The following is a 13951-nucleotide window of genomic DNA, read 5'->3' as shown; positions in this document are numbered from 1 at the left end:
CGGGAATAACATAAGAAAGGCGATGGGGTGACCGTCTGTCCCGGGCACCTTGCCCAAGGGCGGTCCATGACCAATTATTACCTGCTGTTTTTAGCCGTTTTCAGTAGGGTGACTTCTTGAGTCCGACCCACTAGAATGCTTGCCCTTGCTTCTGAGGTCGGAAACGGCCGGCTAATGTCTGTGCAACGAGGAATATCCATGCAAGTTTCTGTTGAAAATACATCGGCTCTTGAGCGCCGCATGAGCATCACCGTGCCAGCTGAGCGCATCGAGACCCAGGTCAACAAGCGTCTGCAGCAGACTGCCCAAAAGGCCAAGATTGCAGGCTTCCGTCCTGGCAAGGTGCCAATGAGCGTGATCCGCCAGCGTTACGAGGCGGATGCCCGTCAGGAAGCCGTGGGCGATGTGATCCAGGCCTCCTTCTATGAAGCCGTGGTTGAGCAGAAGCTGAACCCGGCTGGCCAACCTTCTGTCGAGCCGAAAGTGCTGGAGAAGGGCAAGGACCTGGAATACGTCGCTACTTTCGAAGTATTCCCTGAGTTCACCGTTGCCGGTTTCGACTCCATCGCTGTCGAGCGCCTGAGCGCCGACGTGGCGGACGCCGACCTGGACAACATGCTGGAAATCCTGCGCAAGCAGAACACCCGTTTCGAAGTGGCCGATCGCGCCGCCCAGAACGAAGACCAGCTGAATATCGATTTCGTTGGCAAGGTCGACGGTGAAGTCTTCGCTGGCGGTTCCGCCAAGGGCACCCAGCTGGTGCTGGGCTCCAACCGCATGATCCCTGGCTTTGAAGATGGCCTGGTCGGCGCCAAAGCCGGTGAAGAACGCGTTCTGAACCTGACTTTCCCTGCTGACTACCAGAACCTGGACCTGGCCGGCAAAGTCGCCGAGTTCACCGTCACCGTGAACACCGTGTCGGCACCGACCCTGCCTGAGCTGAACGAAGCCTTCTTCGCCCAGTTCGGTATCAAGGAAAGCGGTCTGGACGGTTTCCGCGCCGAAGTTCGCAAGAACATGGAGCGTGAGCTGCGTCAGGCCATCAAGTCCAAGGTCAAGAACCAGGTAATGGACGGTCTGCTGGCCGCCAACCCGATCGAAGTGCCGAAAGCCCTGCTGGAAAACGAAGTGAACCGTCTGCGCGTGCAGGCCGTTCAGCAGTTCGGCGGTAACATCAAGCCTGACCAACTGCCGGCCGAGCTGTTCGAAGAGCAAGCCAAGCGCCGCGTCGTGCTGGGCCTGATCGTCGCTGAAGTGGTCAAGCAGTTCGACCTCAAGCCTGACGAAACCCGCGTTCGTGAGCTGATCCAGGAAATGGCTTCGGCCTACCAGGAACCAGAACAGGTTGTGTCGTGGTACTACAAGAACGACCAGCAACTGAACGAAGTCCGTTCGGTTGTGCTGGAAGAACAAGTTGTGGATACTGTTCTGCAGAAGGCGAATGTGACCGATAAATCGGTCTCCTACGAAGAAGCAGTCAAGCCGGTGGAAGCGCCACAAGCCGACTGATTTTCTGACTCGTTGGAAAATACACACCATAAGCCAGCCTCGCGCTGGCTTATGCGTATTCAAGACATGACTATTTGGGAGTGACTGCAGGACATGTCCCGCAATTCTTATATTCAGCAGAGCTCTGACATCCAGGCCGCAGGCGGCCTGGTCCCGATGGTTATCGAGCAGTCCGCCCGCGGCGAGCGTGCCTATGACATCTACTCGCGCCTGCTCAAGGAGCGAGTGATTTTCCTGGTCGGCCCGGTAGAGGACTACATGGCCAACCTGGTCGTGGCGCAACTGCTCTTCCTTGAAGCGGAAAATCCGGACAAGGACATCCATCTCTACATCAACTCGCCAGGTGGTTCGGTGACCGCCGGTATGTCGATCTACGACACCATGCAGTTCATCAAGCCCGACGTTTCCACGCTGTGCATCGGCCAGGCCTGCAGCATGGGCGCTTTCCTGCTGGCCGGCGGCGCCGCGGGCAAGCGTCACTGCCTGCCGAACTCGCGCATGATGATTCACCAGCCGCTGGGCGGTTTCCAGGGCCAGGCCTCGGATATCGAGATCCACGCCAAGGAAATCCTGTTCATTCGCGAGCGTCTGAACTCGCTGCTGGCCTACCACACCGGGCAGACCATGGAAACCATCGAGCGCGATACCAACCGCGACAACTTCATGAGCGCCCAGCGTGCGGTCGAATACGGCCTGATCGACTCCGTGCGTGAAAAGCGTCAAATGCCCGCCTAAGCAGCCCAAATGTAGGTGGTCGGTCACGACTGACCACCTGTGGACTTGAAAAAGCCCGCAATAGCCTTCATCTTGTGTTGCAAGCCTATCGGATTTGGATCGATCGAATGACTGACACCCGCAACGGCGAGGACAACGGCAAGCTGCTTTATTGCTCCTTCTGTGGCAAAAGCCAGCATGAAGTACGCAAATTGATTGCCGGCCCCTCGGTCTTTATCTGCGACGAGTGCGTCGACCTGTGCAATGACATCATCCGCGAGGAGGTGCAGGAGGCACAGGCCGAAAGCAGCGCGCATAAATTGCCTTCGCCTAAAGAAATCAGCGGCATCCTTGATCAGTACGTGATTGGTCAGGAGCGTGCGAAAAAGGTTCTGGCGGTAGCGGTCTACAACCACTACAAGCGTCTGAACCAGCGTGACAAGAAAAATGATGACGTCGAGCTCGGCAAAAGCAACATCCTGCTGATCGGCCCGACCGGCTCGGGCAAGACCCTGCTGGCCGAAACCCTGGCGCGTCTGCTGAATGTGCCGTTCACCATCGCCGATGCAACCACCCTCACCGAGGCGGGTTATGTGGGCGAGGACGTGGAAAACATTATTCAGAAACTGTTGCAGAAGTGCGACTACGATGTGGAAAAGGCCCAGATGGGCATTGTCTACATCGACGAAATCGACAAGATTTCCCGCAAGTCCGATAACCCGTCGATTACCCGGGACGTTTCCGGTGAAGGCGTGCAGCAGGCCTTGCTGAAGTTGATCGAAGGCACGGTGGCCTCCGTTCCGCCCCAGGGCGGTCGCAAGCACCCGCAGCAGGAATTCCTGCAGGTGGACACGCGCAACATCCTGTTTATCTGTGGTGGTGCGTTCTCCGGTCTGGAAAAGGTCATCCAGAACCGTTCCACCCGTGGCGGCATCGGCTTCAGCGCCGAAGTCCGCAGCAAGGAAGAAGGCAAGAAGGTGGGTGAGTCCCTGCGTGAAGTCGAACCTGACGATCTGGTCAAGTTCGGTCTGATCCCGGAATTCGTCGGCCGCCTGCCGGTCCTGGCCACGCTGGACGAGCTGGATGAGGCTGCATTGATGCAGATTCTCACCGAGCCGAAGAATGCCTTGACCAAGCAGTACGCCAAGCTGTTCGAAATGGAAGGGGTTGACCTGGAATTCCGTGCCGACGCACTGAAATCCGTCGCCAAGCGTGCCCTGGAGCGTAAAACCGGTGCTCGCGGCCTTCGTTCGATCCTGGAAGGCATCCTGCTCGACACCATGTATGAAATCCCTTCGCAGTCCGAAGTGAGCAAAGTGGTGATCGATGAAAGCGTGATCGAGGGTAAATCCCAGCCGCTGTACATCTACGAGAACAGCGAGCCGCCGGCCAAGGCCGCGCCTGACGCCTGAGGGCGACAGACTGTGACCTGACAAGGGGCCTTCGGGCTAATGCCAGTCAGTTAAGCTGACTGGCATTTTTATTTTTGATCGGATACTTCGGGGATTTCAGCCTGATAGCTCGCGGATAAACCCGCTCTTCCCGGCGATGCGGCAGTACATAGTGCGGGGCCGAGGCATGCAATTCGGCGAGGTATTTGGGGATGTTCCCTGAGCGATCCGCAGAAACGCCATTGATAAAACCCAGGATCGCCCAAGTACACGCGGTGAAGCTTAGCTCGCACGGATGGATGCCCGGACAATGGCGGCTCATTTCCACCATCTGATAACGCAACAGGTTGTAGCCCAGCAACACGCCCCACAACTCTTGCTCGATCATCTCGGGCGTCTTGCTACGCAACGTGTAGCTGCTGTTGAGCAGTGTCTGTTTCATTTCCCTGAATCCTAATTCGATTTCCCAGCGATGGCTGTATAGGTCGACGATTTCATCGGATGGGAAACGCAGCGGATCGACCATCGACGTCAAAATCTGACAGACCTTGCCCTTTACGGTCTTGCTTAGGAGCCTTGCGGTTAGGCGCTCTGGCAAGCCTGGCCACTGCTTGCGGGCCTGCGGCGAAGTGCTGAGCGAGACCACCGCATCCTGACGCCCCAAGCGCTGAATCACTTCGTACTGCGCACCTTTACGCAGCGGCATCAGCCAATGCCGCTCAGTGCCGACCTGCTGCCATTGGTGCAGCAACCCCAAGGAGTAGAAACCGCGATCAAACAGCGTCAGCGAGTGATCTGGCGTGGTGTCGATCAGTTGCTCTGCCAGTTTCATTTCGTTACTGCGATAGCCATCAAAAGCACTGCCGATCAGCAAATGGCTGGTCAACTCCATTTGGCAAACCATGCGCACCTGAGGAAAACCGGTATCGCCATGCTGGTTGCTGGCGGAGTCGTAACGCGCACGGTTTTCGGGTGTATCGGGCGTTCGCCAGACGACACCGTCGACCCCCAGTAAACGCAATCCGGCCCAGGTCGGATGGCCGGCCGCTTCATGCCAGCTTTTCTGCGTCAGATCGAAGACTTGTCGTACGGCCTCGCTACCCAATCGTTGACGGGCCTGGACTACGGCGCTGGGTGCGACCAGTGGGCGTTGCCCGGGCAGCATGATGTTCATGCGACTGACCACATCCCACGCCGACATGCGCCGGAAGAACGCCATGGAGATGACGCACCAGAGCATCATTTCCAAGGGCAGACGCCGCTTGCGAAGGGTGGCTACGCCGGCCTGTTCCAACGCTTGCTCGACCAGAGAGGGATCAAGCAACGAGTCCAATCCCTCAATGGAATTGGGAGTCGAGACGAAGTTGTGGGTTAGTTCCAGTGCCCGAGCCAGACGCATAAAAAAATCCGATGCCTATTCAGGCATCGGATTTTGATTTCTTGCGGCCAAAGGTCAAGCGACGAGGCTTAACTGATCGGCATTAGCCTTCGGGCCCCTTTTCTTTTGGCGCTTGTTTTTTTCCGAACAAGCCCCCATCTTGGTTTCAAGCTTATCCATCTGTTTCCGGCCTTATGGCCGCCGTAGAGGCGAAATCATGAAGACGACCATCGAATTGCCTCTCCTGCCATTGCGTGATGTCGTGGTGTATCCGCACATGGTTATCCCGCTGTTCGTGGGGCGCGAGAAATCTATCGAAGCCCTCGAGGCCGCGATGACGGGCGACAAGCAGATTCTGCTGCTGGCCCAACGTAATCCCGCCGATGATGACCCGGGCGAAGATGCGCTGTATCGCGTAGGTACAGTCGCCACCGTATTGCAATTGCTCAAATTGCCTGACGGCACCGTCAAGGTGCTGGTCGAGGGCGAGCAGCGCGGCACCGTCGAGCGTTTCAGCGAGGTCGACGGCTACTGCCGTGCCGAAGTGGCGCTGATCGAAGAGGTCGATGCCCCGGACCGCGAGTCCGAAGTCTTTGTCCGCAGCCTGCTGGCGCAGTTCGAGCAATACGTGCAGCTGGGCAAGAAAGTGCCGGCTGAAGTGCTGTCGTCGTTGAACAGCATCGACGAGCCGAGCCGCCTGGTCGATACCATGGCTGCCCATATGGCGCTGAAGATCGAGCAGAAGCAGGAAATTCTCGAAATCGTCGATCTGTCGGCCCGTGTCGAGCACGTGCTGGCCTTGCTCGACGCTGAAATCGACCTGCTGCAGGTCGAGAAACGTATCCGTGGCCGCGTCAAGAAGCAGATGGAGCGTAGCCAGCGCGAGTACTACCTGAATGAGCAAATGAAAGCCATTCAGAAGGAATTGGGCGACAGCGACGAAGGCCATAACGAAGTCGAGGAGCTGAAAAAGCGCATCGACGCCGCCGGCCTGCCGAAAGATGCCCTGGCCAAGGCCATGGCCGAGTTGAACAAGCTCAAGCAGATGTCGCCGATGTCCGCCGAGGCGACCGTGGTGCGTTCCTACCTCGACTGGCTCGTACAGGTGCCGTGGAAGGCCCAGAGCAAGGTGCGCCTGGACCTGGCGCGGGCCGAGGACATTCTCGATGCGGACCACTATGGTCTGGAGGAAGTCAAGGAGCGGATCCTCGAATACCTCGCCGTGCAGAAGCGCGTGAAGAAAATTCGCGGCCCTGTACTGTGCCTGGTCGGACCTCCTGGTGTGGGTAAAACCTCCCTGGCTGAGTCGATTGCTCACGCAACCAACCGAAAATTCGTACGGATGGCCCTCGGTGGCGTCCGTGACGAAGCGGAAATTCGTGGCCATCGGCGGACTTACATCGGTTCGATGCCAGGAAGATTGATACAAAAAATGACAAAGGTTGGGGTACGCAACCCGCTGTTCCTGCTCGACGAGATCGACAAGATGGGCAGCGACATGCGTGGCGATCCCGCCTCGGCGCTGCTTGAGGTGCTGGACCCGGAACAGAACCACAATTTCAACGACCACTACCTGGAAGTTGACTACGACCTGTCCGATGTCATGTTCCTCTGCACCTCCAACTCGATGAACATCCCGCCGGCGCTGCTGGACCGGATGGAAGTGATCCGCCTGCCGGGTTACACCGAGGACGAGAAGATCAACATCGCCATCAAGTACCTGTCGCCCAAGCAGATCCAGGCCAACGGCCTGAAGAAAGGCGAGCTGGAGTTCGAGGTCGAGGCGATTCGCGACATCATCCGCTACTACACCCGTGAAGCCGGTGTGCGTGGGCTGGAGCGGCAAATTGCCAAGGTCTGCCGCAAGGCGGTAAAAGAGCACGCGCTGGAAAAACGCTTCGCGGTCAAGGTCACGTCCGACCTGCTGGAGCATTTCCTCGGGGTGCGCAAATTCCGCTACGGCCTGGCCGAGCAGCAGGATCAGATCGGTCAGGTCACGGGCCTGGCCTGGACCCAGGTCGGTGGCGAGCTGTTGACCATCGAAGCCGCCGTGGTGCCGGGCAAGGGCCAGTTGATCAAGACCGGTTCCCTGGGCGATGTCATGGTCGAGTCGATTACCGCCGCGCTGACCGTGGTGCGCAGCCGTGCCAAGAGCCTGGGCATCCCCCTGGACTTCCACGAGAAGCGCGACACCCATATCCATATGCCGGAAGGGGCGACCCCGAAAGATGGTCCTAGCGCCGGCGTAGGAATGTGTACAGCCCTGGTGTCGGCTTTGACTGGCATTCCTGTCCGTGCCGATGTGGCCATGACCGGTGAAATTACCTTGCGCGGTCAGGTGCTGGCCATTGGCGGTTTGAAGGAAAAACTGCTGGCGGCACATCGTGGCGGGATCAAGACGGTGATCATTCCAGAAGAGAATGTGCGTGATCTGAAGGAAATTCCTGACAATATTAAGCAGGATCTGCAGATTAAACCGGTTAAATGGATTGACGAGGTCCTGCAAATTGCGCTGCAATACGCGCCGGAGCCCTTGCCAGATGTGGCTCCGGAGATCGTCGCGAAAGATGAGAAGCGCGACTCCGATTCCAAGGAAAGAATCAGCACGCATTAAGTACGGATCAAGTCTGGATGGCTTCCTTGACAGCTTTTTAGAGCCCTTGTTATAAAGCGGCTCTTAAGTGTCTGTAGGCCATTCAGCACAGGTTTTGCGTTTACCCAAAAACTTAGAAATATACTCAATAGATATAAGGGGACTTAGAGTGAACAAGTCGGAACTGATTGATGCTATCGCTGCATCCGCTGATATCCCGAAAGCTGCTGCTGGCCGTGCGCTGGACGCAGTCATCGAATCCGTCACTGGCGCTCTGAAGGCTGGCGACTCCGTTGTACTGGTAGGTTTCGGCACTTTCTCCGTGACCGACCGTCCTGCTCGCATCGGTCGTAACCCTCAGACCGGTAAGACGCTGGAAATCGCCGCAGCCAAAAAACCAGGTTTCAAAGCCGGTAAAGCACTGAAAGAAGCTGTCAACTGACATTCGTTCAAGCCTTTGCCTATCCGGGTCGGGTTCTTGCCTGATCTGGCCGCGGAGCGGTGAAGCGGTCGGCCAAGGTCCCTTCAGGGCCGGCCTGACACGCCGAGGGACGCGTATTCGAGCCCTCATCCGTTCCGTCAGTTACGAGAAGGCGCATCCTCGGATGCGCCTTTCTTCTATCCGGACTCTACCCACGCTCCACGGTTGCCCACTTTGAAGTTCAACCGTTTCTGGGGGAAGCATGCTGCAAAATATCAGGGACAATTCACAAGGCTGGATTGCCAAGACCATCATCGGGGTCGTCGTCGCATTGATGGCGCTGACCGGTTTCGATGCCATTTTCCGGGCCACCTCCACCAGCCAGGACGCGGCCAAGGTCAACGGTGACGAGATCACCCTGACCGAGCTGAGCCAGGCGGTCGACATGCAACGTCGCCAGCTCATGCAACAGCTGGGCAAGGATTTCGACGCCTCGTTGCTGGATGAGAAAATGCTGCGCGAATCCGCCCTCAAGGGGCTGATCGACCGCAAGCTGCTGCTTCAGGGGGCCGAGAAGTCGAAGTTCGCTTTCTCCGAGGGCGCTCTGGACCAGGTCATCCTGCAAACCCCTGAATTCCAGGTGGACGGCAAGTTCAGCTCCGATCGTTTCGACCAGGTGATTCGTCAGCTGGGCTACGGTCGCCTGCAATTCCGCCAGATGCTGGCCCAGGAAATGCTGATCGGCCAGATCCGTGCCGGCTTGGCGGGCAGTGGTTTCGTCACCGATGCCCAGGTGTCGGCCTTTGCCCGCCTGGAAAAACAGACCCGCGATTTCGCCTCGCTGAGCGTCCCGATCGACCTGTCGGCGGTCAAGCTGACCGATGACGAGGTCAAGGCTCACTACGACCAGCACGCCAAGGAGTTCATGACGCCGGACCAGGTGGTCGTCGACTACCTGGAGCTCAAGAAGTCGTCGTTCTTCGACCAGGTCAGCGTCAAGGACGAAGACCTGCAGGCACTGTACAAGAAAGAAACCGCGAACCTCGCCGAGCAGCGTCGGGCCGCGCACATTCTGATCGAAGTGAATGACAAGGTGAGTGACGCCCAGGCCAAGGCGAAGATCGAAGAGATCCAGCAGCGCCTGGCCAAGGGTGAGCAGTTCGATGCCCTGGCGAAGGAGTTCTCCCAGGACCCGGGTTCGGCCGCCCATGGCGGTGACCTGGGTTTCGCCGGTCCAGGCGTGTATGACCCGGCCTTCGAGAAGGCGCTGTATGCCTTGACCAAGGACCAGGTGTCGACACCGGTGCGCAGCGAGTTCGGTTATCACCTGATCAAGCTGCTGGGCGTCGAGGCACCGCAGGTGCCGACCTTCGCCAGCCTGAAGGACAAGTTGACCCGCGAGCTGAAAACCCAGCAGGTGGAACAGCGTTTCGTCGAGGCGACCAAGCAGCTCGAAGACGCCTCGTTCGAAGCCTCCGATCTGGCTCAGCCGGCCCAGGACCTGAACCTGAAGGTACAGACCTCCGCGCCGTTCGGTCGTGAAGGCGGCGAGGGTCTGGCGGCGAACCGTGCCGTGGTGACCGCGGCGTTCAGTTCGGAAGTGCTGGATGACGGTGCCAACAGCACCGCCATCGACCTGGATCCGGATACCGTGATCGTGTTGCGGGTCAAGGAACACCACAAGCCCGAGCAACTGCCGCTGGCCAGCGTGGATGCCGCGATTCGCAAGCAATTGACCAAGGAGCACGCCACCGCGGCGGCCAAGGTCAAGGCTGACGAGCTGATCGCCAGTCTGCGTGCGGGCAAGCCGCTGCCGGCCGGCCAGGCCTGGAAAACCCAGGAAGCCGTTACCCGTGGTCAGGAAGGGGTCGATCCGGCGGTGCTGCAAGCGCTGTTCCGCATGCCCAAGCCTGAGGCCAAGGACAAGCCGACCTTCAGCACCGTGACCCTGGCCGATGGTAGCCTGGTGCTCGTGAGCCTGAAAGGTGTGAGCGAAGGCGCCGCGCCAAGCGAACAAGAGAAGGCGTCCTATCGTCGCTTCCTCGCGTCCCGTGCCGGTCAGCAGGACTTCGCGGCGTACCGCAAGCAGTTGGAAGGCCAGGCGGACATCAAGCGCTTCTGAGGCGATTGATTCGGCCAACACCCGTCGTACAAAAAAGACCGCTCATCGAGCGGTCTTTTTTATTGCCGGGACCTTGTACTCAAGGGCTCGGCAGGGCTGTCGGCCGAGCCCCCTACAGCGGGCTCGCGTCGGGGACGAGGAAGGCCGCTTTCAGCAACTGCTTCGTATAAGGGTGCTGCGGCGCGGCAAAGATGTCCTTCGCCTCACCTTGTTCGACGGCCTTGCCATGCTTGACCACCATCAGCTTGTGACTCAAGGCCTTGACCACCGCCAGGTCATGGCTGATGAACAGGTAGGTAAGGCCGTACTTGATCTGCAACGAGCGCAGCAGTTCGACGATCTGGCGCTGCACCGTGCGGTCGAGGGCCGAGGTCGGCTCGTCGAGCAGGATCAGCGCGGGCTTGAGCACCAGCGCCCGGGCAATGGCGATACGCTGACGTTGCCCGCCGGAGAACTCGTGGGGATAGCGATGGCGGGTTTCCGGATCCAGGCCCACCTCTTTCAGCGCAGCGATGATCGCTGCTTCCTGCTCCTGTTGATTGCCGATCTTATGGATCCGCAGGCCTTCGCCGATAATCTCGCTGACGCACATGCGCGGGCTGAGGCTGCCGAACGGGTCCTGGAACACCACCTGCATCTCCCGCCGCAACGGCCTGACCTGGTGCTGGGACAGGCGGTTCAAGGATTGGCCTTCGAAACGGATATCGCCTTGACTGCCGATCAGTCGCAGGATCGCCAGCCCTAGGGTGGATTTGCCCGAGCCGCTTTCGCCGACGATGCCCAGGGTCTGGCCCCGGGGCAGGCTGAAGTGGATGCCATCCACGGCCTTCACATGGTCCACGGTGCTGCGCAGCAGGCCTTTCTTGATGGGGAACCAGACCTTGAGGTCCTGCACCTCCAGCAGCGGCTCACCGACCTCGGTACGGGCCGGTTCGCCACGGGGTTCGGCGCTGAGCAGTTCACAGGTGTAGGGATGTTGCGGGGCCTGGAACAAGGCTTCGCAGTCGGCCTGTTCGACGATGCGACCGCGCTGCATGACGCACACGCGTTGGGCGATCCGGCTGACCAGGTTGAGGTCGTGGCTGATCAGCAGCAGGGCCATGCCCAGGCGCGCCTGCAGCTCCTTGAGCAATTCGAGGATTTTCAGCTGCACCGTGACGTCGAGGGCGGTGGTCGGCTCGTCGGCGATCAGCAGCTCCGGTTCGTTGGCCAGGGCCATGGCGATCATCACGCGCTGGCGCTGGCCGCCCGAGAGCTCGTGGGGCAGGGCCTTGAGGCGCTTGTGCGGCTCGGGGATGCCGACCAGCTCCAGCAGCTCCAGGGTGCGCCGGGTGGCGACCTTGCCGCTCAGGCCCTTGTGGATGCCGAGCACTTCGTTGATCTGCTTCTCGATGGAGTGCAGCGGGTTCAGCGAGGTCATCGGCTCCTGGAAGATCATCGCAATACGATTGCCACGGATGTGGCGGATGGTCTTCTCGGTGAGGGTCAGCAGGTCCTGGCCGGAATACTGGATCGTCCCGCTGGGGTGATGGGCCAGGGGATAGGGCAGCAGGCGCAGGATCGAGTGCGCGGTGACCGACTTGCCCGAGCCGCTTTCGCCCACCAGGGCCAGGGTTTCGCCACGGCGGATATCGAAGCTGACGTTCTCCACCACCCGCTGGCGCTGCTCACCGACCACGAACTCCACCGAGAGGTCGCGTACTTCGATCAGATTGTCCTGATTCATCTTACTTCCTCGGGTCGAAGGCATCGCGAGCGGACTCGCCGATAAACACCAGCAGGCTGAGCATCAAGGCCAGCACGGCGAACGCGCTCATGCCCAGCCAGGGCGCCTGCAGATTGGATTTGCCCTGGGCCACCAGCTCGCCCAGGGATGGCGAGCCAGCCGGCAGGCCGAAGCCGAGGAAATCCAGGGCGGTCAGGGTACCGATGGCACCGGTGAGGATGAACGGCATGAAGGTCATGGTCGAGACCATGGCGTTGGGCAGGATATGGCGGAACATGATCGCGCCGTTCTGCATGCCCAGGGCTCGGGCCGCACGCACATATTCCAGGTTGCGCCCGCGCAGGAACTCGGCGCGCACCACGTCCACCAGGCTCATCCAGGAGAACAGCAGCATGATCCCCAGCAACCACCAGAAGTTCGGCTGGACGAAGCTGGCGAGGATGATCAGCAGGTAGAGCACCGGCAGCCCGGACCAGATTTCCAGGAAGCGCTGGCCGGCCAGGTCGACCCAGCCGCCGTAGAAGCCCTGCAACGCGCCGGCGCTGACGCCGATGATGGAACTGAGCACGGTCAGGGTCAGGGCGAATAGCACCGAGATCCGAAAGCCGTAGATCACCCGGGCGAGCACGTCACGGCCCTGGTCGTCGGTGCCCAGCAGGTTGTCCGCCGAAGGCGGGGCGGGGGCCGGGACGCGCAGGTCGTAGTTGATGCTCTGATAGCTGAACGGAATCGGCGCCCACAGGGTCCAGGCGTCCTTGGCCTTGAGCAGTTCGCGGATATAGGGGCTCTTGTAGTTGGCTTCCAGCGGGAATTCGCCGCCGAACGTGGTTTCTGGATAACGCTTGAGGGCCGGGAAGTACCAGCCGCCGTCGTAGTGCACCACCAACGGCTTGTCGTTGGCGATCAGTTCGGCACCCAGGCTCAGGCCGAACAGCACCAGGAACAGCCACAGCGACCACCAGCCGCGCTTGTTGGCCTTGAACCGTTCGAAACGTCGGCGATTGAGGGGGGATAACTGCATCTCAATGCTCCCGATGTTCGAAGTCGATGCGCGGATCGACCAGGGTGTAGGTGAGGTCGCCGATCAGTTTCACCACCAGCCCCAGCAGGGTGAAGATGAACAGGGTGCCGAAGACGATCGGGTAATCGCGGTTGATGGCCGCTTCGAAGCTCATCAGGCCCATGCCGTCGAGGGAGAAGATCACCTCCACCAACAGGGAACCGGTGAAGAAGATGCCGATGAAGGCCGAGGGAAAACCGGCGATGACCAGCAGCATGGCGTTGCGGAACACGTGGCCATAGAGCACGCGACGCTGGGTCAGGCCCTTGGCCTTGGCGGTGATCACGTACAGCTTGTTGATTTCATCGAGGAAGCTGTTCTTGGTCAGCAGGGTCATGGTGGCGAAGTTGCCGATGACCAGGGCGGTGACCGGGAGCGCCAGGTGCCAGAAGTAGTCGAGGACCTTGCCGCCGAGGCTCAACTGCTCGAAGTTGTTCGAGGTCAGGCCGCGCAAGGGGAACCAGTTCAGGTAGCTGCCGCCGGCGAACACCACGACCAGCAGGATGGCGAACAGGAACGCCGGAATCGCATAGCCGACGATGATCGCCGAACTGGTCCAGACATCGAAATGACTGCCGTGGCGGGTGGCCTTGGCGATGCCCAGGGGGATGGAGACCAGGTACATGATCAGGGTGCTCCAGAGCCCCAGGGAAATGGACACCGGCAGTTTTTCCTTGATCAGGTCGACGACCTTGGCATCGCGAAAGAAACTGTTGCCGAAGTCCAGGGTCGCGTAGTTCTTGATCATGATCCACAGGCGTTCCGGCGCCGACTTGTCGAAGCCGTACATGTGCTCGATTTCCTTGATCAGCGCCGGATCCAGGCCCTGGGCGCCGCGATAGTTGGAGCCGGCCACCGAGACTTCCGCACCGCCGCCGGCGATCCGGCTGGTGGCGCCTTCGAAGCCCTCGATCTTGGCGATCATCTGCTCCACGGGGCCGCCGGGCGCGGCCTGGATGATCACGAAATTGATCAACAGGATGCCGAACAGGGTCGGGATGATCAGTAGCAGTCGGCGAAAAATATAGGCCAGCATC

At 59.7% G+C, this 13951-nt stretch carries 10 protein-coding genes; 6 read left to right on the top strand and 4 right to left on the bottom strand.

Annotated elements, in window-relative coordinates:
* Window positions 1-198: 198 nt before the first annotated feature.
* The 3 genes from tig to clpX all read left to right on the top strand — a co-directional run bounded on the left by tig (window position 199) and on the right by clpX (window position 3635).
* The gene (tig, locus tag NUH87_RS08310; protein ID WP_338525575.1) at window positions 199-1509 is read left to right on the top strand and encodes a trigger factor; all 1311 of its coding nucleotides are present in this window, start codon (window positions 199-201) and stop codon (window positions 1507-1509) included.
* A 93-nt stretch (window positions 1510-1602) separates the two neighbouring features.
* Window positions 1603-2244 (top strand): ATP-dependent Clp endopeptidase proteolytic subunit ClpP, encoded by a 642-nt coding sequence (gene clpP, locus NUH87_RS08305; RefSeq protein WP_040063124.1) that lies wholly within the window; start codon window positions 1603-1605, stop codon window positions 2242-2244.
* A 107-nt stretch (window positions 2245-2351) separates the two neighbouring features.
* On the top strand, window positions 2352-3635 hold the full coding sequence (clpX, locus tag NUH87_RS08300; RefSeq protein WP_040063122.1) for an ATP-dependent Clp protease ATP-binding subunit ClpX: 1284 nt from the start codon (window positions 2352-2354) through the stop codon (window positions 3633-3635).
* Between the two features lie 46 nt (window positions 3636-3681).
* Here clpX and NUH87_RS08295 read toward each other — a convergent pair whose 3' ends face one another.
* A complete protein-coding gene (locus NUH87_RS08295) occupies window positions 3682-5013 on the bottom strand; it encodes an IS4 family transposase (protein ID WP_338522612.1) in 1332 nt (443 codons plus the stop codon).
* Window positions 5014-5209: 196 nt separating this feature from the next.
* On the opposite strand from NUH87_RS08295, the gene lon reads away from it, so the two are divergent.
* The 3 genes from lon to NUH87_RS08280 all read left to right on the top strand — a co-directional run bounded on the left by lon (window position 5210) and on the right by NUH87_RS08280 (window position 10128).
* Window positions 5210-7606 carry an endopeptidase La gene (gene lon, locus NUH87_RS08290; protein WP_040063121.1) on the top strand — a complete coding sequence of 799 codons (2397 nt, stop codon included), beginning with the start codon at window positions 5210-5212 and terminating at the stop codon, window positions 7604-7606.
* A gap of 148 nt (window positions 7607-7754) precedes the next feature.
* Window positions 7755-8027, top strand: a complete 273-nt coding sequence (locus NUH87_RS08285) for an HU family DNA-binding protein (RefSeq protein WP_002552737.1) — start codon at window positions 7755-7757, stop codon at window positions 8025-8027.
* A gap of 241 nt (window positions 8028-8268) precedes the next feature.
* Window positions 8269-10128 (top strand): SurA N-terminal domain-containing protein, encoded by a 1860-nt coding sequence (locus NUH87_RS08280; protein ID WP_338525574.1) that lies wholly within the window; start codon window positions 8269-8271, stop codon window positions 10126-10128.
* Between the two features lie 112 nt (window positions 10129-10240).
* Here NUH87_RS08280 and NUH87_RS08275 read toward each other — a convergent pair whose 3' ends face one another.
* The 3 genes from NUH87_RS08275 to NUH87_RS08265 are packed head-to-tail and all read right to left on the bottom strand — an operon-like array spanning window position 10241 to window position 13950.
* A complete protein-coding gene (locus NUH87_RS08275; protein ID WP_338525573.1) occupies window positions 10241-11854 on the bottom strand; it encodes an ABC transporter ATP-binding protein in 1614 nt (537 codons plus the stop codon).
* Between the two features lies 1 nt (window position 11855).
* The gene (locus NUH87_RS08270) at window positions 11856-12875 is read right to left on the bottom strand and encodes an ABC transporter permease (protein WP_040063118.1); all 1020 of its coding nucleotides are present in this window, start codon (window positions 12873-12875) and stop codon (window positions 11856-11858) included.
* Window position 12876: 1 nt separating this feature from the next.
* Window positions 12877-13950, bottom strand: coding sequence for a microcin C ABC transporter permease YejB (locus tag NUH87_RS08265; RefSeq protein ID WP_040063117.1), 1074 nt, complete (start codon window positions 13948-13950; stop codon window positions 12877-12879).
* Between the last annotated feature and the right edge of the window lies 1 nt (window position 13951).

The sequence above is a fragment of the Pseudomonas batumici genome (assembly GCF_036585405.1).
Taxonomy (GTDB): Bacteria; Pseudomonadota; Gammaproteobacteria; order Pseudomonadales; family Pseudomonadaceae; genus Aquipseudomonas; species Aquipseudomonas batumici.
Note: the sequence above shows the minus strand (reverse complement) of the source record. Positions and strands in the feature narration are given on the sequence as shown.